This window comes from Paenarthrobacter sp. 4246, from assembly GCF_040546855.1.
In the GTDB taxonomy this organism is placed as follows: domain Bacteria; phylum Actinomycetota; class Actinomycetes; order Actinomycetales; family Micrococcaceae; genus Arthrobacter.
Genome location: NZ_JBEPOP010000006.1, coordinates 272,811 through 291,766, shown reverse-complemented (window position 1 = coordinate 291,766; position 18,956 = coordinate 272,811). Strand labels below are relative to the sequence as shown.

Annotated in this window: 21 protein-coding genes; 11 read left to right on the top strand and 10 right to left on the bottom strand. The window is 63.2% G+C overall.

The genetic code is table 11. The features are described 5' to 3' along the window. Window positions 1-4 precede the first annotated feature (4 nt). Complete coding sequence (locus ABIE35_RS13635; RefSeq protein WP_354515639.1) at window positions 5-547, bottom strand: GNAT family N-acetyltransferase; 543 nt, start codon at window positions 545-547, stop codon at window positions 5-7. Between the two features lie 37 nt (window positions 548-584). Beyond that, window positions 585-1,475, bottom strand: coding sequence for a MurR/RpiR family transcriptional regulator (locus ABIE35_RS13630; RefSeq protein ID WP_354515637.1), 891 nt, complete (start codon window positions 1,473-1,475; stop codon window positions 585-587). Between the two features lie 174 nt (window positions 1,476-1,649). Here ABIE35_RS13630 and ABIE35_RS13625 point away from each other — a divergent pair, with 174 nt between their 5' ends. Together ABIE35_RS13625 and ABIE35_RS13620 are read left to right on the top strand one after the other, a co-directional pair. After that, a complete protein-coding gene (locus tag ABIE35_RS13625) occupies window positions 1,650-2,945 on the top strand; it encodes an exo-beta-N-acetylmuramidase NamZ family protein (RefSeq protein ID WP_354515635.1) in 1,296 nt (431 codons plus the stop codon). A gap of 64 nt (window positions 2,946-3,009) precedes the next feature. Then, a complete protein-coding gene (locus ABIE35_RS13620; protein ID WP_354515633.1) occupies window positions 3,010-5,028 on the top strand; it encodes a glycoside hydrolase family 3 protein in 2,019 nt (672 codons plus the stop codon). Window positions 5,029-5,044: 16 nt separating this feature from the next. Here ABIE35_RS13620 and ABIE35_RS13615 read toward each other — a convergent pair whose 3' ends face one another. Next, entirely contained in the window at window positions 5,045-6,055 is a 1,011-nt protein-coding gene (locus ABIE35_RS13615; RefSeq protein ID WP_354515631.1) for a YdcF family protein, read from the bottom strand. A gap of 168 nt (window positions 6,056-6,223) precedes the next feature. Beyond that, the gene (locus ABIE35_RS13610; RefSeq protein ID WP_354515629.1) at window positions 6,224-6,886 is read right to left on the bottom strand and encodes an alpha/beta fold hydrolase; all 663 of its coding nucleotides are present in this window, start codon (window positions 6,884-6,886) and stop codon (window positions 6,224-6,226) included. A gap of 275 nt (window positions 6,887-7,161) precedes the next feature. On the opposite strand from ABIE35_RS13610, the gene ABIE35_RS13605 reads away from it, so the two are divergent. From ABIE35_RS13605 to ABIE35_RS13590, 4 genes are all read left to right on the top strand, one after another. Further along, window positions 7,162-9,048, top strand: a complete 1,887-nt coding sequence (locus ABIE35_RS13605; protein WP_354515627.1) for an FG-GAP-like repeat-containing protein — start codon at window positions 7,162-7,164, stop codon at window positions 9,046-9,048. A 65-nt stretch (window positions 9,049-9,113) separates the two neighbouring features. Next, window positions 9,114-9,479 (top strand): metal-sensitive transcriptional regulator, encoded by a 366-nt coding sequence (locus tag ABIE35_RS13600; protein ID WP_354515625.1) that lies wholly within the window; start codon window positions 9,114-9,116, stop codon window positions 9,477-9,479. 49 nt (window positions 9,480-9,528) lie between these two features. Then, on the top strand, window positions 9,529-9,762 hold the full coding sequence (locus ABIE35_RS13595) for a heavy-metal-associated domain-containing protein (protein ID WP_232481475.1): 234 nt from the start codon (window positions 9,529-9,531) through the stop codon (window positions 9,760-9,762). Between the two features lie 8 nt (window positions 9,763-9,770). Beyond that, on the top strand, window positions 9,771-12,095 hold the full coding sequence (locus tag ABIE35_RS13590; RefSeq protein WP_354515623.1) for a heavy metal translocating P-type ATPase: 2,325 nt from the start codon (window positions 9,771-9,773) through the stop codon (window positions 12,093-12,095). A gap of 26 nt (window positions 12,096-12,121) precedes the next feature. On the opposite strand, the gene ABIE35_RS13585 is transcribed toward ABIE35_RS13590, so the two are convergent. Further along, complete coding sequence (locus ABIE35_RS13585) at window positions 12,122-12,394, bottom strand: DUF2277 domain-containing protein (RefSeq protein ID WP_089596993.1); 273 nt, start codon at window positions 12,392-12,394, stop codon at window positions 12,122-12,124. Window positions 12,395-12,552: 158 nt separating this feature from the next. On the opposite strand from ABIE35_RS13585, the gene ABIE35_RS13580 reads away from it, so the two are divergent. Next, entirely contained in the window at window positions 12,553-12,816 is a 264-nt protein-coding gene (locus ABIE35_RS13580; RefSeq protein WP_011776688.1) for a WXG100 family type VII secretion target, read from the top strand. 62 nt (window positions 12,817-12,878) lie between these two features. Here the strand turns inward: ABIE35_RS13580 and ABIE35_RS13575 are convergent, their stop codons facing one another. After that, the gene (locus ABIE35_RS13575) at window positions 12,879-13,925 is read right to left on the bottom strand and encodes an EamA family transporter (protein WP_354515621.1); all 1,047 of its coding nucleotides are present in this window, start codon (window positions 13,923-13,925) and stop codon (window positions 12,879-12,881) included. 71 nt (window positions 13,926-13,996) lie between these two features. On the opposite strand from ABIE35_RS13575, the gene ABIE35_RS13570 reads away from it, so the two are divergent. Both ABIE35_RS13570 and ABIE35_RS13565 read left to right on the top strand, forming a co-directional pair. Then, the gene (locus ABIE35_RS13570; protein WP_354515619.1) at window positions 13,997-14,545 is read left to right on the top strand and encodes a CGNR zinc finger domain-containing protein; all 549 of its coding nucleotides are present in this window, start codon (window positions 13,997-13,999) and stop codon (window positions 14,543-14,545) included. A gap of 48 nt (window positions 14,546-14,593) precedes the next feature. Next, window positions 14,594-14,953: an iron chaperone gene (locus tag ABIE35_RS13565; RefSeq protein ID WP_354515618.1), complete on the top strand. Its 360-nt coding sequence runs from the start codon at window positions 14,594-14,596 to the stop codon at window positions 14,951-14,953. A 9-nt stretch (window positions 14,954-14,962) separates the two neighbouring features. Here the strand turns inward: ABIE35_RS13565 and ABIE35_RS13560 are convergent, their stop codons facing one another. The 4 genes from ABIE35_RS13560 to ABIE35_RS13545 all read right to left on the bottom strand — a co-directional run bounded on the left by ABIE35_RS13560 (window position 14,963) and on the right by ABIE35_RS13545 (window position 17,877). Continuing rightward, window positions 14,963-15,412: a hypothetical protein gene (locus ABIE35_RS13560; RefSeq protein ID WP_354515616.1), complete on the bottom strand. Its 450-nt coding sequence runs from the start codon at window positions 15,410-15,412 to the stop codon at window positions 14,963-14,965. Between the two features lie 117 nt (window positions 15,413-15,529). Further along, the gene (locus tag ABIE35_RS13555; RefSeq protein ID WP_354515614.1) at window positions 15,530-15,874 is read right to left on the bottom strand and encodes a hypothetical protein; all 345 of its coding nucleotides are present in this window, start codon (window positions 15,872-15,874) and stop codon (window positions 15,530-15,532) included. A gap of 68 nt (window positions 15,875-15,942) precedes the next feature. Beyond that, window positions 15,943-16,527: a DUF308 domain-containing protein gene (locus ABIE35_RS13550; protein WP_354515612.1), complete on the bottom strand. Its 585-nt coding sequence runs from the start codon at window positions 16,525-16,527 to the stop codon at window positions 15,943-15,945. Between the two features lie 9 nt (window positions 16,528-16,536). Beyond that, entirely contained in the window at window positions 16,537-17,877 is a 1,341-nt protein-coding gene (locus ABIE35_RS13545; protein WP_354515610.1) for an MATE family efflux transporter, read from the bottom strand. A 41-nt stretch (window positions 17,878-17,918) separates the two neighbouring features. On the opposite strand from ABIE35_RS13545, the gene ABIE35_RS13540 reads away from it, so the two are divergent. Further along, window positions 17,919-18,518, top strand: coding sequence for an antibiotic biosynthesis monooxygenase (locus ABIE35_RS13540; protein ID WP_089597001.1), 600 nt, complete (start codon window positions 17,919-17,921; stop codon window positions 18,516-18,518). Further along, the gene (locus ABIE35_RS13535) at window positions 18,515-18,925 is read left to right on the top strand and encodes a GNAT family N-acetyltransferase (RefSeq protein ID WP_089597002.1); all 411 of its coding nucleotides are present in this window, start codon (window positions 18,515-18,517) and stop codon (window positions 18,923-18,925) included. Before ABIE35_RS13540 ends, ABIE35_RS13535 begins: the two co-directional genes overlap by 4 nt. The last annotated feature ends 31 nt before the right edge of the window (window positions 18,926-18,956 follow it).

Sequence of the window (18,956 nt, the reverse complement as noted above, 5' to 3'; positions counted from 1 at the left end):
ACTGTCATGAGCTTGGCCCAAAGCCCACGACGTCAATCCAGTAGCGACGGAAGGCCTTGCCCTCGCCGTCCAGGCGCACGTCTTCGAGTACCCCACCACAACGTTCAATGGTCTTTGCGGACGCATCATTGCTGTCATCGCAGGTCAGGAGTACCCGGTCAGGCCCTCCCCCTGCCGCCAGGCTGGAGCACATTTCCCGCAGGGCCCAGGTTGCTGCGCCACGACCGCGATCCGAAGGGCGGACGCCGTACCCAAGGTGTCCACCCGAGTTGAGAAGTGCCGGAGTGAGGTAGTGCCGAAAAGCGATAGCCCCTACATATCGGGATCCCTCTGTTATCCAGCGATAGGTGCAGGGAACAATGCCGTTCACTTCCTGGGCATGCTCAGCGTCCGCCAACTTTCGGACCCACGCGGCAAAACCTTCGGCCGTGCTGATGTCATCCCCGGCAAACAGCCCGGCGCCATCCTGGTGGGCGCCGTCCCATTCGCGGTGGGAATCGGCAAAAGACTGGTAGAAGGCCACGTCCGGAGCGGTAAGAGTAAACATGGTGACGACTCTAGGCCCCGCTGATCCGAACTTCTTGTCAAGCCAATTTACGGCCTTGGACCGCTGCGTGCGTTTTCTTCAGCGCAGAGACGGACGCATCGTAGGAACGTTGGGCGACTCCCACAAAGAGGCAGTCCACCACCATCATTTGGGCGATACGGCTACCCATTGCCCCGGACCTGAAGGGTGTCTCACGCGCGGCGGTGTTCAGCACAATGTCGGCGGTCCGCCCCAGTGCAGAATCGGCGTGATTGGTGACCGCAATGGTGGCTGCCCCTGCCGCCTTCGCTGCCAACAGGAAGTCGACCGTATCCACGGTGCTCCCTGAGTGGGAGACTGCGACAGCAACGCCGTCGCCGTCCAGGAGCGCCGCAGATGCCAGCGCCGCATGGGGGTCGGACCAACTGAAGGACGTCAGGCCAATCCTGTGCAGCTTCTGCTGCAGGTCCTCGCCCACCAAGCCACCCGCCCCAACGCCGAAGATGTCGGTCTTCCGCGAGGTGGAGATGGCCTCCACCGCCTGGGCGAGTTTATCGACGTCGAGCACTTGGGCCGTGTCGGCTATGGACATGGTCTCGTTGAAGGCAATTTTGGAAACGATGTCGCGCAGCGAATCGGATGTATTGATGTCCTCATAGACTCCCGCCGGAACATTGTTGGCGAGACTCTCGCGTGCGGTTTCCCGGGCCAGATCCAGACGCAGATCCGAGTACCCGCTGTAGCCCACCTTCTTGTAGAAACGGACTACCGATGTGGTGGACGTCCCGCCCTGCTCGGCAAGATCCCCGATGGACATCATGGCCGCGCGGGAAGGATCCGCCAGGACGATCTCGGCAATGGCCCGCTCGGACGGGCGCAGCGACGGCAGTGCGGAACGGATCCGCACTAAAACGGTCCGTGACAATTGCCCGTTCAGTGCCTCTTCCATGGTGTTTCCTTCCAGCTAACCCAGCCAATCCACGGTAGCGGCCGGCCCATGTAAATAATTTACCCAACCACAGCACGAGCGGTAAACGATTGACGCAGATCCTCCCAGCGAATACGGTCGATGTAAGCGACATCACAAAAGTTGTCATGCCCTGCTCATCCGGAAAGGCTCCCCATGACACTCAACCGCCGAAAACTCATCCACGCGTCGGGACTGGCCGCCGCGGCCGCCGTCGTCGGGCCCTTAGCCCCGAGCGCCAGTGCCACCACCGGTCTGGCCACCCGCCCCGGAAAGCCGGGAACCGTAGTCACCGGCGCCGACGTTGCCGCCGCAGGCAACTGGAGCATTTTCGCCGGCCGCCGGGTGGGAGTCATCACCAACCCCACCGGAGTCCTGGCGAACTTCCACTCAATCGTTGACGACATGGCGGAAAAGGGCGTCGACCTGAGGGCAGTCTTCGGTCCCGAACATGGCTTTCGGGGCACTGCCCAGGACGGCGCCAGCGAGGGGACCTCCGTGGATCCCCGCACGGGCATCACGGTCTACGACTCCTACGGCGCCGACGTGGACCAGTACGTGGGCTTCTACGAAAAGTCCGGCGTGGACACCATCTGCTTCGACATCCAAGACGTGGGGGCGCGGTTCTACACCTACATCTGGACCATGTGGGGTGCCATGCAGGCCGCCTCCCGGACGGGCGCCAGATTTGTCGTCCTGGACCGTCCCAACCCGATCGGCGGACAGGCAAGGGGGCCGGTCCTGCAGAGCGGATTCGAGTCCGGAGTGGGAAAACTGGGCATCGCTCTCCAGCACGGCATGACCGTGGGTGAGCTCGCCAAGTACTTCAACGCGGTGCATTTGCCGGCCGTGGGCCTCGCTCCCCTTCAAGACCTCCACGTGGTGGAAGTACAGGGGTGGCGCCGCGAGATGACCGGCCCGGAGAACCGGGCATCGTGGATCCTGCCGAGCCCCAATATGCCCACCCCGGAGACTGCCCTCTTGTACCCGGGCACGGCACTTTTCGAGGCCACCAATATGTCCGAAGGCCGCGGAACCACCCGGCCCTTCGAACTGATCGGCGCCCCCTACGTGGATCACCGTTGGGCCGAGGCGCTCAACAGCAAGGGCCTGGCCGGCGTCACGTTTCGCGAGGCCTACTTCCAGCCCACCCTGTCCAAGAACCAGGGCGTCATCTGCGGAGGGGTCCAGGTGCACATCACCGATCCTGCCCGCGTTGAGGCCCTGGAGGTCGGCACCCACATGCTGGTGGAAGCCAAGCGGTTGTACCCGGGCTTCGCCTGGCGCGGCGACGCCGGGCGCTGGATGGGGCTGTTGAGCGGGTCCGCCCGCTTTGCCGAACAGCTCGACGCCGGTGCTGACGCCCGGACCATCCTGGACAGCTGGCAGGCGGAATTGGGCAAGTTCGTCCGCGATACCCGCCAATACCTCCTCTACAACGGGCCGCGCTAGGCCAGCCGGAAATAATGTGACGATTGGGATGGGAATTCACATGCTCAGAAAAGGAACTACCTTGATGACGGCCGCCGCCACGGCGCTGCTCATGACGGGTGCGGGGGTGGTGACGGGCGCCGGCGCTGCAGTGGCGGACGTCCCCACCACGGCACGCACGACGACGGTCACCGCCTCACCGGACATCGAGGCAATGATCTCCGGCATGTCGCTGGACGAAAAGATCGGCCAAATGACCTGGACCCACGTTTATGGATCCTCGGCCGATGACACGTCCATGGCGGCAAGCAACCAAGCACGTTACGGCGTCAATACTCCGGCGGAAGTCGTGGCCAAGTACAACCTTGGCGGCGTCCTCTACTTCGCGTGGTCCGGGAACACCAACAACCCCCGGCAGGTTGCCGGGCTGTCCAACGGCCTGCAGGAAGCCGCGGTGGGCGAGGACGGAACCGGCATTCCGCTGGCGGTCACCATCGACCAGGAAGGCGGCCTGGTTGCCCGCATCGGACCGCCGGCCACCGTCCTCCCGGGAAATATGGCGTTGGGAGCTACGGCAGACGCGGAACTTGCTAGGGCGCAGGGCGAAATCCTGGGCTCTGAGATGCGTGCCATGGGCATCAACGTGGACTTCGCGCCGGTGCTGGACCTCAACTCCAACCCGGACAACCCCGTGATCGGCATCCGCTCCATGGGCGAAGATCCCGCGTTGGTCAGCGCGCTCGGCGTGGCGCAAATCGACGGCATCCAGGAACACAACGTCGGCGCGGCAGCCAAACACTTCCCCGGCCACGGCGACACCTCAGTGGATTCCCACTACGGGCTCCCCACCGTCACCTACAACCGGGAGACCCTGAACCAGCACCTGAAACCCTTCAAAGCCGCCATTGACGGTGGCGTGGACATGGTCATGACAGCGCACATCATTGTGGAGGCCATCGACGCAGAGATGCCCGGCACCCTGTCCCACAAGGTCCTCACAGGATTGCTTCGGGATGAGCTGGGCTTCAAGGGCCTGGTGACCACCGACGCCTTGGATATGGCCGCTATGGCCGCCGAATGGCCCCAGGAAGAAATAGCCGTCAAGGCCATCCAGGCCGGCTCTGACATCCTGCTTAACTCCCCCGATGTGGACGCCTCGTTCGCAGGTGTCCGTGCCGCCGTCGAGTCCGGAGAGCTCGCCGAGAGCCGCCTGGATGAGTCCGTCCGGCGGATCCTCGAGTGGAAGGTCAAGCGGGGTGTCTTCGAGCAACCGATGGCAGACCCCAACGCTGTGGACACCCTTGTTGGAAGCGCAGAGAACCTGGCCACGGCCAAGCTGATCTCGGACCGGGCAGTGACCCTGCTCCGCAATGAGGACAAAGTCCTGCCCCTCGCATCCGGCAGCTCGGTACTCATGGTGGGGGCCGGTTCAGCCTGGCCGGAGCTCGCGGGACCGATGCTCAAGGAGCAGGGATTTACGGTCACTGAAGACTACGAGGATGGGGCATCCCCCTCCGCGGCGTACCGCGCGCGTGCGGTAGCCGCAGCCGGCACCGTGGATGCCGTGGTCTTCGCTTCGTACAACGCAACCGGCAACGCGGCGCAGCAGCAGATGGTGGCGGAGCTGGCAGCCACCGGGACCCCCGTCATCGTTGTGGCCACACGCAACCCCTACGACATCAGCGTCTTCCCCGGCGCCGACGCCGTAATCAACAGTTACGGGGTCAAGGACGTCAATTTCCACGGTGCCGTCCGTGCCATTTCAGGGGCTGTAAACCCCGGCGGCAAGCTTCCGGTCAACATACCGGAAGCAGACGGCGACGGCGTCCTGTTGCCTTTGGGCTTCGGCCTCCACTACGACACCGCGACGCCGGCAACGGTCACCTTCACGGACAAGCCGGGCCGCGGGCAGGACTCGTACACGGTCCCGGCGGTGGACGGCGTGGTCTACCTGGTTGACGGCAAGGAAATCGCGGCCGGTACGTACAAGAAGCCTGAGGGCACTGTGACAGTCACTGCAGTCCGCGGCAAGGGGTACGTCTTTACCGACGGCGCCGTCACCGAATGGAGCCACACGTTCACCACGGGGGTCCCCAAGCCGTAGGGCCAGATTAAACGGCTCACACCACCGACGAGTTCATCAGTGCGACCGTGATGAGCAGGGCAACCCCGAACATCGGCAGGCAAAGGACCATGTTGGTCAGGCGGTTGTCCCTCATCACGGCCACGAACTCGCGAAGGAAAGCGCTGGGCACAAAGTACCTGGCGGTCGGAGCACCCACTACCTCCGCGTTGATCTTCTGGCGTCGGGACAGGAGGGCAGCGCGGAGTACGTGGTAGTTGTTGGTGCACACCAGCAAGGGCCCTTGGATTCCCTTTTCAGCCAAAAGGGCTACGGAATAGGCCAGGTTTTCGCGGGTGGTGGTGGCCTGGTTTTCTTCCAGCACGTCGCCGGAGGCAGCGCCCTTTGCCACCAGATACTCCTTCATTGCCGTGGACTCGGGCCGGGGTTCATCCGGGCCTTGACCCCCGGAAGGCACCAGGACCGGCCTTGCCGGTGCGCCGCCGTCGTAGATTTCCAAAGCCTTGTTCAGGCGCGCGGCGAGCAACGGCGGGACCGCTCCGTCGATCAAACCGGAACCCAGCACAATGACGGCCGCCGGATTTGCGCTGAACCGCATCCTTGAATACACCAAGGCATACCCGAGAAACACCACAAAGGCGCAGCCCAGGTAAGCGCAGAGGAAGAAGGCCAACGCAGCGAGGCCTGCCAGGACGGGCTGCCCGCTCAGGACGAAGAGGAACGCGACCACCGGGGCGAGGAACACCGCCAGCCCCACCGCAATAGGCAGAAAGCTGCTGATGCCGGGGCCTTCCCTGCGGACCATCGTGATCCCGTTGGCGATCAGGAAGCCGGCGAACACGAAAATGCTCACCACCGGAACCACCACTACCACCAGGTTCAGCCATTCGAACCACGGGTTCAGGTCGATCAGGAAGTCCAGGATGGCCTGCAACAGGAGCCATACCGCCACCAGGAGCAGCACCCCGTTGCGGAGCCTGCGTCGATCGGACTGGTAGGAGGCAAGGAAGAGCCCCGCGAAGAGAAGTCCAAGGACCAGATTCAGCATGGTCCAAGCCTATGCGTTGGGGGCTGGTGCCTCGCGGTGCCCGGCTCAGTGGGGCTCGGTGGGGATGGTGACGGCGGCGGACACCTTCTGGGAAGGCCGCGAAATACCCCTGCTGTGGCTGCATTCGTGCAGCAGCAACATCAACTCACAACGTATTTTGAAGTACAGTCAGCGTTCATCCTGTGCTTGTCTGAGCAACTGCTGGGCGAACTGGTTCAACGCCGCCGCCACAGCGCCCGGGTGACTTAGCGTGGCGTAATGGCCGCCCGGGATTTCCACCGGTTCGATTCCCAGCCGATCCTGTACTTGACGCCGCATGAACGGCGCTGGAAAGAACAGGTCGTCACGGCACAGGATGGCCAGTGTGGGCACGTCCGGATGCCGGCCGGGCCATGGTCCTGACATCCAGGCCCCCTGCTGATCGCGCTCCTTGTCCCGGGCTTGCTGTGCAAGATCGTCAGGAACCATATTGAAGAACGCCTCTTCGGGGATGGTCTCGCGGTCATGCCCGGTATTGGTCCACCAGTCGCCGAAGGTCTCGCCAGGCATGGGAATCATGGCCGAGAGATACACCAGGCCGTCGGACGTGAGTTCATTGCTGACCAAGGGTGCCGTAAAGCCACCCAGCGAGTGGCCCACAACTATGGTGTGCCGCGCGCCGTCGGCCGCCCTGGTTGCCGCGCGGGTGTAGTCCTCAAGCATCGCGCCGTCGTCTTCAATAGGGAGGTCGACCGCGATGACCTCATGGCCCGCCGATTCGAGCAAGGGCTTGACCAAGTGCCAGTCCCACGCCGTGGAACCGCCGCCATGAATCAGTACGAAAACCGCCATTTCCCCTCCCCGTCCCAGTTCACCGTGTGCCGTCACCAACGGGTCCGCAAAGCCACGTGTGGCCGGTGGGTTGATCAGAAATTCATCGTAGTGCCGGCCCTCCGGCAAAGGCCAGAACACCTGGGTGCTGCCTGAGGCGCATCTGGTGCGTCCCGCCGTCGAGGGCTATTCCGCGGCCCAAGTGCGGGGTAGACTCCGGCCCAGGCGCGGGGGAAGCGTCTTGGCACTTTGGGGGGATTGCAGTGGGAACTGTTGTCAGTGTTTCAGGAACGCCTGTGCGCCGCTTTTCTGACCGGGGGCGGTCCCGCTGGGGCACTTTGGTTGCGGCAGCCGGAGTGGCGTCGCTGTTAATTTCCGGGATCCCAACTTCTCCTGCTGCGGCAGACATCGTTGCGGACATCATCGACGTGGGGCCCGAAGCCAGCGACGTAGCGGTCAACCCCGTCACCAATACTGTGTATGTCACTACCCGCGATGGGCTGACCGTCATTAATGGAAAAACACAGGCCACAGTCAAAATAGCAACGGGGAGCACCCCGGTGGCTGTCGCGGTTAACACTGCGACCAATAAGATCTACCTCAGCCTCAAAAGTGACCCATCCGCGCCGGGATCCGTGGCCATTGTCAACGGCGCCACTCATGCCGTCGCCAGAGTTTCGGTGGGCGCCGCTCCCGGAGAGCTGGTCATCGACCAGAAGACCAACAAGATCTACGCGGGCACCCTCGACGGCGTCTCCGTCATTAACGGAAGCACCAACGCCAGCACCATCATCAACTCCGGATCGGTCAGTACGCTGGCCATCAATCAGGTGACCCATCGGCTGTATACCCTGGGTGGAGGTGGCCTCAATGTCATCGACACTTCAACCAACGCCGTGACTCGCATTGACCTGGGCACCAATGCAGTGCCGAGTTACTTGGCCGTCAATCAGGTGACCAACAAGGTATACGTCGCCGTACGGGCGCGGCAGTATGCAGCGCTGGAAGTTGTTGATGGAGCCACAAACCAAGCAGGCGGGATGTTCTCCGATCTCAACGCCAGCCCCACGTCCCTCTCCGTGGACGAAAAGAACAATCGGGTCTACTTCGGCCGGACTTCACTGGGGGATGGCACCATTTCATCGCGGACCGGTCTGCTGGCGATATTCGACGACGGCGGACCTGGGCGGGTCGATATCAGAACCGGCGCGGCGCCAGGAGCGATTGCCGTCAACGGAACCACCAACAAGGTGTATTTTGAGGCCGGTTACAGGGGCACCACGGTGGTCGATGGTAAAAGCTTCGCTCTCTCCACACTGTCACACCCCTTTACGGGCACCCTGGCCGTCAATGAGGCCACCAACAAAATCTACGCAAGCAATTGGCAAGGGTCCGTAACGATCATTGACGGGAACAGCCCCACACCCCTGAAAAACGACTTCAGCGGTGATCGAAAGACGGACCTGTTGGCCCGCGACGCTTCGGGTGTCTTGTGGCTCTACCCGGGAAACGGGGCGGGTGGTTGGCTCCCCCGCACCCAAGTGGGTTCGGCGTGGAACTCCATGACCGCCGTCGTCAGTCCCGGCGACTTTAACGGCGACAAGAAACCGGACGTTCTTGCTCGCGATGGTGCCGGCCACCTGTGGATGTACCCGGGAAACGGGGCGGGTGGTTGGCTGGCGCGGGTTCACGTCGGGTCGGGCTGGAATGCCATCACGGCCATCGTTACGCCAGGGGACTTCAATGGGGACGGCACCGCCGACATCCTCGCCCGCGATACTTCCGGGACCCTCTGGCTGTACCCCGGCGACGGTCGGGGAGATTGGTTGCCCAGGACCAACCTAGGGACCGGCTGGAACGCGCTGACGGCAATTGTTGGCTCAGGTGACTTCAACAGCGATGGCACCCCCGATGTCCTTGCCCGTGACGGATCCGGTGTTCTCTGGCTCTACAACGGGAACGGCACCGGAGGCTGGGCATGGGACCGCCAGAAGGTCGGTGAGGGTTGGAACAGCATGACATCCATCGTCGCCCCAGGAGATTTCAACGGTGACGGGCGGCCGGACATTGTGGCCCGCGATGGCAGCGGCTCACTCTTCTTGTACCCGAGCGCCAGCGGTGGAGCGTGGCTGCCTACCGTCCGGATCGGACAGGGCTGGAATGGCATGACCGCCCTGCTCTAGAAACAGTCAAGTTATACCCCTAGGGGGTACTTGCTTTATACCCCCATGGGGTATAAGTTTGTGTCATGAGCACGCCAGACCTGAGCATGGGCCAACCGGATGCACTCACCATCGACGTGGAACCGGAGCACGCCGCACCCCACGGGTACACCAGCAACAAGGATGCCTACCTCAAACGATTGAAACGGATCGAGGGGCAAGTCCGCGGAATAGCGCGGATGGTGGAGGACGACAAGTACTGCATCGACATCCTCACCCAAGTAGCCGCCGCCACCAAGGCGCTCCATGCCGTCAGCCTTGGACTCGTCGAAGAGCACATCGGCCACTGTGTGGTCGGTGCTGCCTCCGAGCCCAACCCGGAAGCCCGCGCCGAACAGATAGACGCCAAAGTGAAGGAGGCCACCGATGCCATCGGGCGCCTGCTGCGGTAATTCCGCCAACAACCACCACACCATTCAACTCACCACCAAGGAGAGCTCCATGAGCCAGACCATCCAGACCAACGTCAACGTTTCCGGCATGACCTGCGGTCACTGCGTCTCCAGCGTGAGCGAAGAACTTGAGTCTCTCACCGGCGTCGAAAACGTGGCCGTAGACCTCAACCCCGGTGGACTGTCCACCGTAACCATCACCTCAACCAAGGAGCTCTCGCCGTCCGAAATTGGCGAAGCCGTCGCAGAAGCCGGCTACCTGGTGGTAGCCAACGAAGCTTAGGAGTCCTCTTGAGTACCCAGGAGACTTTCAACCAACCTGCACACAGGGTCATCGAACTGGACATCGAGGGCATGACCTGCGCCTCGTGCGTCAATCGAGTGGAACGAAAACTGGGCAAACTTGAAGGCGTCGAGGCAAGCGTCAACCTCCCCCTCGAATCAGCCCACGTCACCGTCCCGGCAACCGTGACAGACCAGCAGATCGTCGACACGGTTAACGCCACAGGCTACAAGGCCACCGTCCGCCAAGCCCCAACGCCCCACACCCGCGAACCCCGCCCCCATGAGCACCACCACGGCAACGAGGCTCCGGAAGCAGAGCATGATGCCGGGCACGAAAATCACATGGAGCACGGCCCCTCCGCATCGACGCTCCGGCCCCGCCTGATTGCCGCGGCGCTGTTGACTGTGCCCGTCTTTGCCATCTCGATGATCCCCGCCCTCCAGTTCGCCAACTGGGGTTGGGTTGTTGGGGCGTTGGCCCTGCCGGTGGTGAGTTGGGCGGCGTGGCCTTTCCACAGGGCTGCTGCCGTCAACGCCCGGCACTTCGCCTCCACCATGGACACGCTGGTGTCCATCGGTGTGATCGCCGCGTACCTCTACTCTGCGTGGCAGTTGTTCGTGGATCCCCGGATGACTGAACACCCCGGCATGGAAAGCATGTCCGGCGGCGGGCTGTACTTCGAGGTCGCCGCCGTGGTCACCACGTTCCTGCTGCTGGGGCGCTACCTCGAGGCGAACGCGAAGGCCAAGGCCGGCAATGCACTCAAGGCCCTGCTGAATCTGGGTGCCAAGGATGCCACGATCCTGGTAGACGGCGTGGAGCAGAAGATTCCGGCCGATCAACTCCTGGTGGACGACCTCATTGTGGTCCGCCCGGGCGAGAAGATCGCCACTGACGGCGTGGTCACTGATGGTGCGTCCGCCGTCGACGCTTCACTGGTGACGGGCGAATCGGTGCCGGTCGAGGTTGGACCCGGGAGCGCGGTGACAGGCGCTACCATCAACACGTCCGGCCGCCTGCTGGTGCGTGCAACCCGTGTTGGTTCTGACACGACGCTCGCCCAGATGGGTCGCCTGGTCAGCCAGGCACAAACCGGGAAGGCACCTATTGCCCGGCTCGCGGACAGGATCAGTTCCGTCTTTGTGCCGATCGTTTTGGTGATTGCCCTGGTCACGTTCCTGTTGTGGCTGTTCTTCTCGGGTGACCTCAACGCAGCCTTCACGGCCGCGGTCGCTGTCCTGGTTATCGCTTGCCCCTGCGCCTTGGGCCTGGCCACTCCTGTGGGTCTGCTGACGGGAACGGGCCGCGGCGCTCAGCTGGGCATTCTCATCAAGGGCCCACAGGTCCTTGAGGACACCCGGCACGTGGACACCATCCTGCTGGACAAGACGGGCACCGTGACCAGCAGCAAGCTCGCAGTCGACCACACTGTTGCACTGAACGGCCATTCAGCGGCCACCGTCCTGACATTGGCAGGAGCCGTGGAAGCCGCTTCCGAGCACCCGATCGCCCACGCGATTGCCGCCTCGGCGCAAGAAGCACTGCACGACGCCGGCAGCCTGCCTCGCGTAGAGGGCTTCAGTTCCGCTCCGGGCGGCGGCGTCCGGGGAACCGTTGCGCTGGACGGGGTGACCAAGATTGTCGTCGTCGGACGCTCCGGCTGGCTCGAGGAGAACGGCGTCACGCTCGACTCAAGTCACCGTGAAGCACTTACCGCGGAGGAAAACGGTGGCGCCACGGCGATCTGGGTTGCCATCGACGGCCAGCCAGCCGGCATTGTCAGCCTGAGCGACACCATCAAGCCCGGATCTGCAGCAGCAATCCAGAAGTTGAAGGACCTGGGCATCCGCCCCATCCTGTTGACCGGGGACAACGCTGCCGTGGCCGCCCAAGTAGCGGCCGCCGTCGGGATTTCACCTGAGGACGTGTTTGCCGGTGTCCTGCCTGAGGGCAAGGTCCAGGCTGTCAGGAAGCTGCAGGCTTCCGGCGCTACGGTGGCCATGGCCGGTGACGGCGTCAACGACGCTGCGGCCTTGGCACAGTCGGACCTCGGCATCGCCATGGGCTCGGGCACGGATGTCGCCATCGAAGCCTCAGACCTCACGGTGATGGGCAGCGACCTTGGTCAACTGGTGCAGGCGATTGAGTTGTCCCGCAAGACCCTGTCCACCATCAAGACCAACCTGTTCTGGGCATTCTTCTACAACGCGATCGGCATCCCGGTGGCAGCCCTCGGATTCCTGAACCCGATGATCGCCGGCGCAGCAATGGCGGCGAGCTCGGTGCTGGTAGTAGCGAACTCGCTGAGACTTCGGTCCTTCGGGAAGTAGACCCGGAAAGCTAGCAGAGGCCTGGGTTAGGCCGTTCCGAAACGGACGGCCGACCGGGCCTTTGCTTTGGCTGCTTCCTCTTCCCGGTTCTTCGCCGGAGCGTGGCTCACCAGGGAGTCCAGGAGATGCTGCGTAATATGGGCGATCTCGTGGACAGCCTCGGCGAAGGCTTCCTCGTTGGCTTTGGAAGGCTTGGTGGATCCGCTGATCTTGCGCACGTATTGCAGCGCTGCGGCCTCCACTTCGGCGTTCGTAGCATGCGGTTCGAAGTTATGCAGGGTCCTGATATTGCGGCACATAACCCCATGCTAACTAGGGGCAGTGCTGCATGGGGAGGGGTGCCCATCGACGGTTTTTGGTTTCCCGGGATAGGTTTTAGTTATTGGATCTTCCGGATGAGCCGGAGGCCGCTGGGGATGCCGAAGAGCTCGGGTCCGAACAAATGAAGGAGAATCTCATGGCTATTTGGGGTGCAGATGTTGATCAGCTTCGTCAGCTCGGTAACAAGCTGAAGGCAGGTGCCGAGAACATCGAGCAGCAGCGTTCACAGCTGAAGGGTGCACTTGACGGCACCGACTGGAAGGGCCCGGACGCTGACAAGTTCCGCGGCGAGTGGGACAGCCAGCACGCTTCCAACCTGAAGAAGGTTGCCGACGCACTTCGCGAAGCCGGCGATCGCGCTCAGAAGAACGCTGAGCAGCAGCAGCAGGCCTCCAACTAAGACAGTTGGAAAGAACCCGGACGCACAAGCGTCCGGGTTCTCTGCGTTTAAGGCTCGCCCGCTTAGCTGCGTGGCGCTTTGGTGACTGACCCTGACGGGACGGGTTCGACGTCGTTCGGGTGGTCCAGGACCCGGGCCGCAGACTCAGCGGGCCGGCCTTTGGCGGCGCTTCGGTCTCCCCGCAACTCATCGACGCGGACCAGGACAACGCCGCCCACAATGAAGAGGCCGCCCAGCAACTGGATGGGACCAGGGAGTTCGCCCAGCAGCAACCATGCCCAGATCACGGCGAACAGAACTTCGGTCAGAGACACGAACGATGCCACTTTGGAACCCAGGCTCCGCGCGGCCATGATCCCGGAAACATAGGCAAGGACAGTGGCCAGGATGATGAGTCCGACGGCGGACACCCACCACGGCGTTGTCCAGGGTCCGAGGGTTGTATCGGCGGTGCTGAACGTCATGGGCAGCAAACCCAGCAGGCCGACCAGCCACATCACCAGCGCACCCACCATAAGACCGCCGGACGCGAGCACCAGCGGAGGCAGGGTGTCGTTCTCCTTGGCGGTGATGAAGAAGTAGATCACCAGGCACACGGCCGCGGCCATGCCCCAAAGAACACCGATGAAGTCCACCTTTACGGCACCGGTCAGGTCGAGCACCAGGACCAGGCCACCCAGTGACAGGAGTGCGCCCACAGAGGTAAGTGCCCGGGGCCGGCGGCGGCTTGCGATCCACAGCCACAAAACGATCATCACCGGGGCCAGGTACTCCAGCAACAGGGCGACACCCACAGACAACCGCGCGACGGCGTTGAAGTAGAACAGTTGGCATCCTGCGACGCCGATCAAGCCGAACAGCAAGATGGTCAGCCAGTTGTCCTTGAGTTGGTGCCAGCGGCCGCGGAGAACCACGACGGCGGGAATCAACAGAATCAGCGCGGCACCAGTGAGGCGCACGGCAACAGCAGCTCCGGGTGACCACCCGGTTTCCAGCATCGACTTGGCGAACGAGCCGGACGTGCCAAAGACAGCGGAAGAAAAGAGTGCAATGCCGAGTCCTGATGCCAGGAAACCTTGTGCATCAGCCTTCGTCGTTGGAGCTGACACAGCAGCCTCCTGTCAGGAGTAAAGTGGGCTTATGGTCATGACAGTACTCCCGGAACTTGTAAGGAGTCAAAGTGCTTTTTGCGCCTGACACCGAAATTGCCCTTCGTAGCGTCGTCAATCTCATCAACACTGCCGCCAACGGAGAGGAATCGCTCGCCACGCTGGAGGACCTCAACGCCTTTCTGGACGCCGAAGAGTTCACGGGTTCCAGGGTTAACTCCCCTGCGGAACTGACCAGTATCAAGCGTCTCCGCAGCGAACTCGCAGCGCTCTGGAGTGCCGACGAGGATACGGCGGCCAAGTCCGTCAACAAGCTGCTGATCGACGCCAAGGCACTTCCCCAACTTGTGAAGCATGACCACTGGGACTGGCACCTCCACGCCACCACTCCTGAAGCTCCACTGGCAGACCGGATGGGTACCGAGGCAGCGATGGCTATAGTCGACGTCATCCGCAGCAGGGAAATGGACCGCATGCGCGTGTGCGCGGCCGAGGACTGCGACGCCGTGGTGCTGGACCTCAGCCGCAACCGCTCCAAGCTCTACTGCGACACCGGCAATTGCGCCAACCGAGCCCACGTTGCCGCCTACCGGGCAAGGAAGGCCGCCGAGGGCGAGTAAAAGGGCATAATGGCGCTATCAATGCGGTCGATATAGAGGACATCCACCATGACAGCGAGTTCCATCAGCGAGTACATCGACCAGTACGACGGCGATGTACAGCAACGATTGCTGACCGTGTACCGGATGATCAAGTCGGCCGTACCGGCTGAAGCGGTGGAATCGATCAGCTGGCGCATGCCTACTTTCAAACTCGGCGTCGAGCCGTTGTTCTTCTTCACCGGAACAAAGCGCCACGTCGGGTTCTACCCCACACCGCAGGCGATCACGCACTTCTCAACGGCTTTGAGCGACTACGGAACCACCGAGCACGCCATCCAGCTGCCCCACAACGCCCCGCTCCCCATCACGATCCTTCAGGAGATCATCGATTGGCGGCTGCGGCAATTGCCTTCAGACGAGGCATGACCGGTTCGCTTAGGCCACACTCTCCGGCCACGTCACACGGTCTCCGGAGACCATAGACATCGGCCCCAGGCTTACGCCCTTTCCCCGGACCAGCGTGTACGGCTGCACCAGGCTTAGCGCGAATCCCGCTGAGTGTTCCAACGCGAGATGAACGGCGTCACCTTCCAGGCCCACAAGCCTGACGTCGGACACCACGACGGCGGCCCGCAGGTCCTCCCGCTGGTCGGCCAGCGCGTCGTAGCATTCCGCGATTGCGGCGTTCGACTCCACCTCGCCAGCCCCGGGCGTCGCCTCCGCACCGACGAGGAAGTGGTCTCCGTCGTCCTTGATGGCTGCCGCAAACGGGCGGAGTCGGCCGGAAACGGTGAGCCGCTGGACGGCCAGCGGCAACGCCAGGTTGAGCAAGGTGTCCACGTCCGCCTGGGCCGTTTTATCCACGGATTCCCGCCAAGGTGCCATCAATTCCCCCCAAGAAAGATAGTCGTGGGCCCACCCTACCCCCGGGCTTCAGTCAGCGGAATGCCACAGCACGCGTAAAAAAGCGCTCCCCCACCATGGTGGGGAAGCGCTGGAAGACTAGCGGCCGGCGTCGGGCGTTTCAGCCTGGTCGTCCGGAGCCGCTGGGCCGCCGTGGCCTGGACGCTTGGAGCTGAGGTTTACCCCGGAGCCCTTGCCGAGGTGGTCGGCGTTTTCCTTGTGGCTCATGGAAAGCATGGCCGCCACAACTAGGCTCACGATGAACGCGATGCCGGCGCCGGTGAAAGCGAGGTCGAACCGCGGGGCCTTCGCACTCCCGCCGGAGGCGAAGATGAGCACGGCCACGAAAGCCAGTACTGCAAAGAACGCGGAGAACATGAGGGGTCCCTTGACCGAGGTCCGCATCTTGCGCGGTTCTCCTGGTGTCTGGTCAGCCACGGTCATTCCTCCAATGATGGCGGTTCGTGTCCGCCGGTCTGCAAAAGTTCTACAACGAGTAGAACGTCCAGCTACTAGTTTACGGCCTCGGGCGAAGCGCCGGGAGCAGAGGCCTGGGCCGTGCCACCGGACGCTGCCTTGGAGTCGTGCCGCAGGGTAAGCCCGGACAGTATCCACAGCACGCCGGAAATGATGGCCCCGCCGCCGGTAACACCCAACAGCGCATGGGCCCCGAGCGAGGTGAAGAACGGCAACAGAACGGCCGTGCCAACGGAAATGACGCCGGAAACGAGCCAGTCGCGAGCCAAGGAATCGCGTTTCCTGATGCCGTGCACCAGCTCGAGGAGGCCCAGCACCAGTAGCGCCAGCATGGCCGAAAGAGCGACGCCCGCATCAGACTGGGTGACCAGGGCGCCAATTCCGCCGAGCGCCATCACTGCAGGCACGGCCACCGGCAAAGCCCGGGACATCCATACGGCACCGGCAGTGGCAAGCAAATACAGGCCTACAGCCCACGCCAGGACGTGCACAGACGGGGAAGCCCAGAAGATGGTGACCGCACCAAACAGCAGTGCCACCGTGGCACGGATCAGCACGGGTTTCCAGAGTCCGGCCGCGGAGGCAGAAGGAGTCTGGGCAGGAGTCGCTGGGAGAGTCACCCGTCCAGTTTAGTGGGAACCCAGCACCATCCACCGATCAGTGCGTGCACGGAGCCCCAAAGTCACGCCGCGGGCCAGCATGTAGCCCAGCGCAAACGCGGCCCACAGCCACAGGAGCCCCGCCTCGCCGTCGGGCCTCAACTGGTGGATGGCCACCAGCAGCGGCAGGTAGACCACCAGGTTGACGACGCCGGCAATCGCCAGATAGCGGGCGTCGCCGGCGCCGATGAGGACTCCGTCCAGGACGAAGACGTATCCGGCCAACGGCTGCCCGACCGCCAGGACCCAGAGGGCGACGGTGAGGGCGGAGCGGACACCGGCGTCGGGAGTGAAGAGGTAGCCGGCCCACGGAGCAGCAATGGCAAGGAGCACACCGGTGATCACGCCGAATCCCAGGCCCCAGCGGATCATGGTGCGGGTCAGCTCACGGACGCGTTGGGCGTTCTTGGCGCCGAGTTCCTTGCCGATCAGGGCTTGCGCGGCGATCGCCAGGGCATCCAGGGCGAACGCGAGGAACGAGAAAATTGTCATGGCCAACTGGTGCGCGGCGAGGTTCACGGCCCCTTGGGCTGTGACCACCAGAACAGTGGCGAGGATGGCGAGGCGGAGACTCAGGGTGCGCAACATGAGCCACGAACCCACTTTGGTCATGGCGCGGATGCCATGCCAGTAGGGCTTCAAGGACACGCCGTGTTGCCGCGCATTCCGGCCCACCATCACCAAATAGACCGCCGCCATTGCCCACTGCGCAATGCTGGTGCCGATCGCCGAGCCCGCCACGGACATGTTCAACCCGTACACAAAAAACACGTTGAGGGCGATGTTGACGGCGAATCCCGCGGTGGCCACCAGCAACGGAGTCCGGGTGTCCTGGAGGCCACGAAGGACGCCGGTCCCGGCGAAAATGAGGAGCATCGCGGCCAGGCCTGGCATGGACCACCGCAGATAATCGACGGCGAACTGCCGAACGTCCCCAGTGGCTCCCATGAAGCCAACCAGCGGTTCAGCCGCCAAAAAGCCAACCACCGCGAGGACCAGGCCCAGCAGCAGCGCCAGCCACACGCCGTCGCGCCCTGCCGCCAAAGCCTTGCCCAACTTGCCGTCGCCGATCGCCCGGGCCACTGCCGGCGTCGTCGAATACGCCAGGAAGACCATCAGCCCCACTGCGGTGTGCAATATGGTGGACGCGAGCCCTACACCGGCCAGTTGGTCGACGCCCAGGTGTCCGACGATTGCGGAGTCGGCCAGCAGGAACAGCGGCTCGGCTATGAGCGCGCCGAACGCGGGGACGGCCAGGCGGAGGATCTCGCGGGCGTTGGAGCGCGTGGGTGCGATTGTGGTTTGAGGCACTAAACAAGCCTAGTCTGCTCCGGGCCGGGTACATTTGGGCCGTGTCACACGAGCATCCCGTCACCGTTTCCGTCGCCCGCACCATCCTTCCGGGCTATACGCGCCAAGCCAACGCGTGGGCCCACGCCGGCCAGGAACTCGCCCGCGAATGGCCGGGATACTTGGGGTCGGGATGGGTTCGCAACGGGGTGGATTCCACCGAATGGCACATGCTTTATCGCTTTGCTGACGCCGAGTCGCTGCAGGAGTGGGAAGACTCCGAGGAACGGCGCTGGTGGATCGACAGCGCCAGGGACATGATGGAGACCACCCGCGTGGAGCGTCACACGGGGATTGAAGGCTGGTTCTCGCGGCCCGGCGACGTCTCGGTGGTGGTGCCCGAAACAGTGGTGCCGCCGCGTTGGAAGCAGGCCATCAGCATCTTCCTGCCGTTCTTCCCGTTGAGTCTGCTGGCCAACTTCCTGCTGCATCCGTTGACCCAGGACTGGCCGTTGGTGTTCGCGGTCCTCTTGAACATCGTGATCCTCACGCCGTTGATGACGTACATCTTCCTGCCGATCACCACCCGGCTGCTGCAGCCATGGCTTCAGGCGAAGCCCCGCGGCAGCCGTCCCGTTCGGACCAAGGGGGCTGCGCGATGACCTACGTTCTTTCCGCAGACAAGGACCGCGTTGATCGCGATTGGCTCTGGAATGAACTCTCCACCAATGTCTACTGGGGGAGGTGGCGCACTCGCGCCGATGTTGAAGCACAGCTGGACAACGCTTGGCGGATCGTGGGTGCCTACGATTCCCGCACCGGCGCCATGGTGGGCTACGCCCGGGCGTTCTCCGACGGCGTCGCCATCGCTTACCTGGCCGACGTTTACGTCCACGAATCCGCGCGCGGCCAGTCGCTGGGCAAGGCCATTGTCCGGGAAATGATCGACGCCGGGCCGGGGGCCAACTTCCGCTGGATGCTCCACACCAGCGATGCACATGGGCTGTACCAGCAGTTCGGTTTTGCAGAACCAGATGCGCGCTACCTTGAGCGTCGCGAAGTCAGGTAGCTGGGAGTTTGGTCATAAAAAGCCACGATTA

What these genes read in the sequence shown, in the direction of transcription:
- ABIE35_RS13635 (WP_354515639.1), bottom strand. Translation starts at nt 547, where the DNA reads ATGTTTACTCTTACCGCTCCGGACGTGGCCTTCTACCAGTCTTTTGCC.
- ABIE35_RS13630 (WP_354515637.1), bottom strand. Translation starts at nt 1,475, where the DNA reads ATGGAAGAGGCACTGAACGGGCAATTGTCACGGACCGTTTTAGTGCGG.
- ABIE35_RS13625 (WP_354515635.1), top strand. Translation starts at nt 1,650, where the DNA reads ATGACACTCAACCGCCGAAAACTCATCCACGCGTCGGGACTGGCCGCC.
- ABIE35_RS13620 (WP_354515633.1), top strand. Translation starts at nt 3,010, where the DNA reads ATGACGGCCGCCGCCACGGCGCTGCTCATGACGGGTGCGGGGGTGGTG.
- ABIE35_RS13615 (WP_354515631.1), bottom strand. Translation starts at nt 6,055, where the DNA reads ATGCTGAATCTGGTCCTTGGACTTCTCTTCGCGGGGCTCTTCCTTGCC.
- ABIE35_RS13610 (WP_354515629.1), bottom strand. Translation starts at nt 6,886, where the DNA reads ATGGCGGTTTTCGTACTGATTCATGGCGGCGGTTCCACGGCGTGGGAC.
- ABIE35_RS13600 (WP_354515625.1), top strand. Translation starts at nt 9,114, where the DNA reads ATGAGCACGCCAGACCTGAGCATGGGCCAACCGGATGCACTCACCATC.
- ABIE35_RS13595 (WP_232481475.1), top strand. Translation starts at nt 9,529, where the DNA reads ATGAGCCAGACCATCCAGACCAACGTCAACGTTTCCGGCATGACCTGC.
- ABIE35_RS13585 (WP_089596993.1), bottom strand. Translation starts at nt 12,394, where the DNA reads ATGTGCCGCAATATCAGGACCCTGCATAACTTCGAACCGCATGCTACG.
- ABIE35_RS13580 (WP_011776688.1), top strand. Translation starts at nt 12,553, where the DNA reads ATGGCTATTTGGGGTGCAGATGTTGATCAGCTTCGTCAGCTCGGTAAC.
- ABIE35_RS13565 (WP_354515618.1), top strand. Translation starts at nt 14,594, where the DNA reads ATGACAGCGAGTTCCATCAGCGAGTACATCGACCAGTACGACGGCGAT.
- ABIE35_RS13560 (WP_354515616.1), bottom strand. Translation starts at nt 15,412, where the DNA reads ATGGCACCTTGGCGGGAATCCGTGGATAAAACGGCCCAGGCGGACGTG.
- ABIE35_RS13555 (WP_354515614.1), bottom strand. Translation starts at nt 15,874, where the DNA reads ATGACCGTGGCTGACCAGACACCAGGAGAACCGCGCAAGATGCGGACC.
- ABIE35_RS13535 (WP_089597002.1), top strand. Translation starts at nt 18,515, where the DNA reads ATGACCTACGTTCTTTCCGCAGACAAGGACCGCGTTGATCGCGATTGG.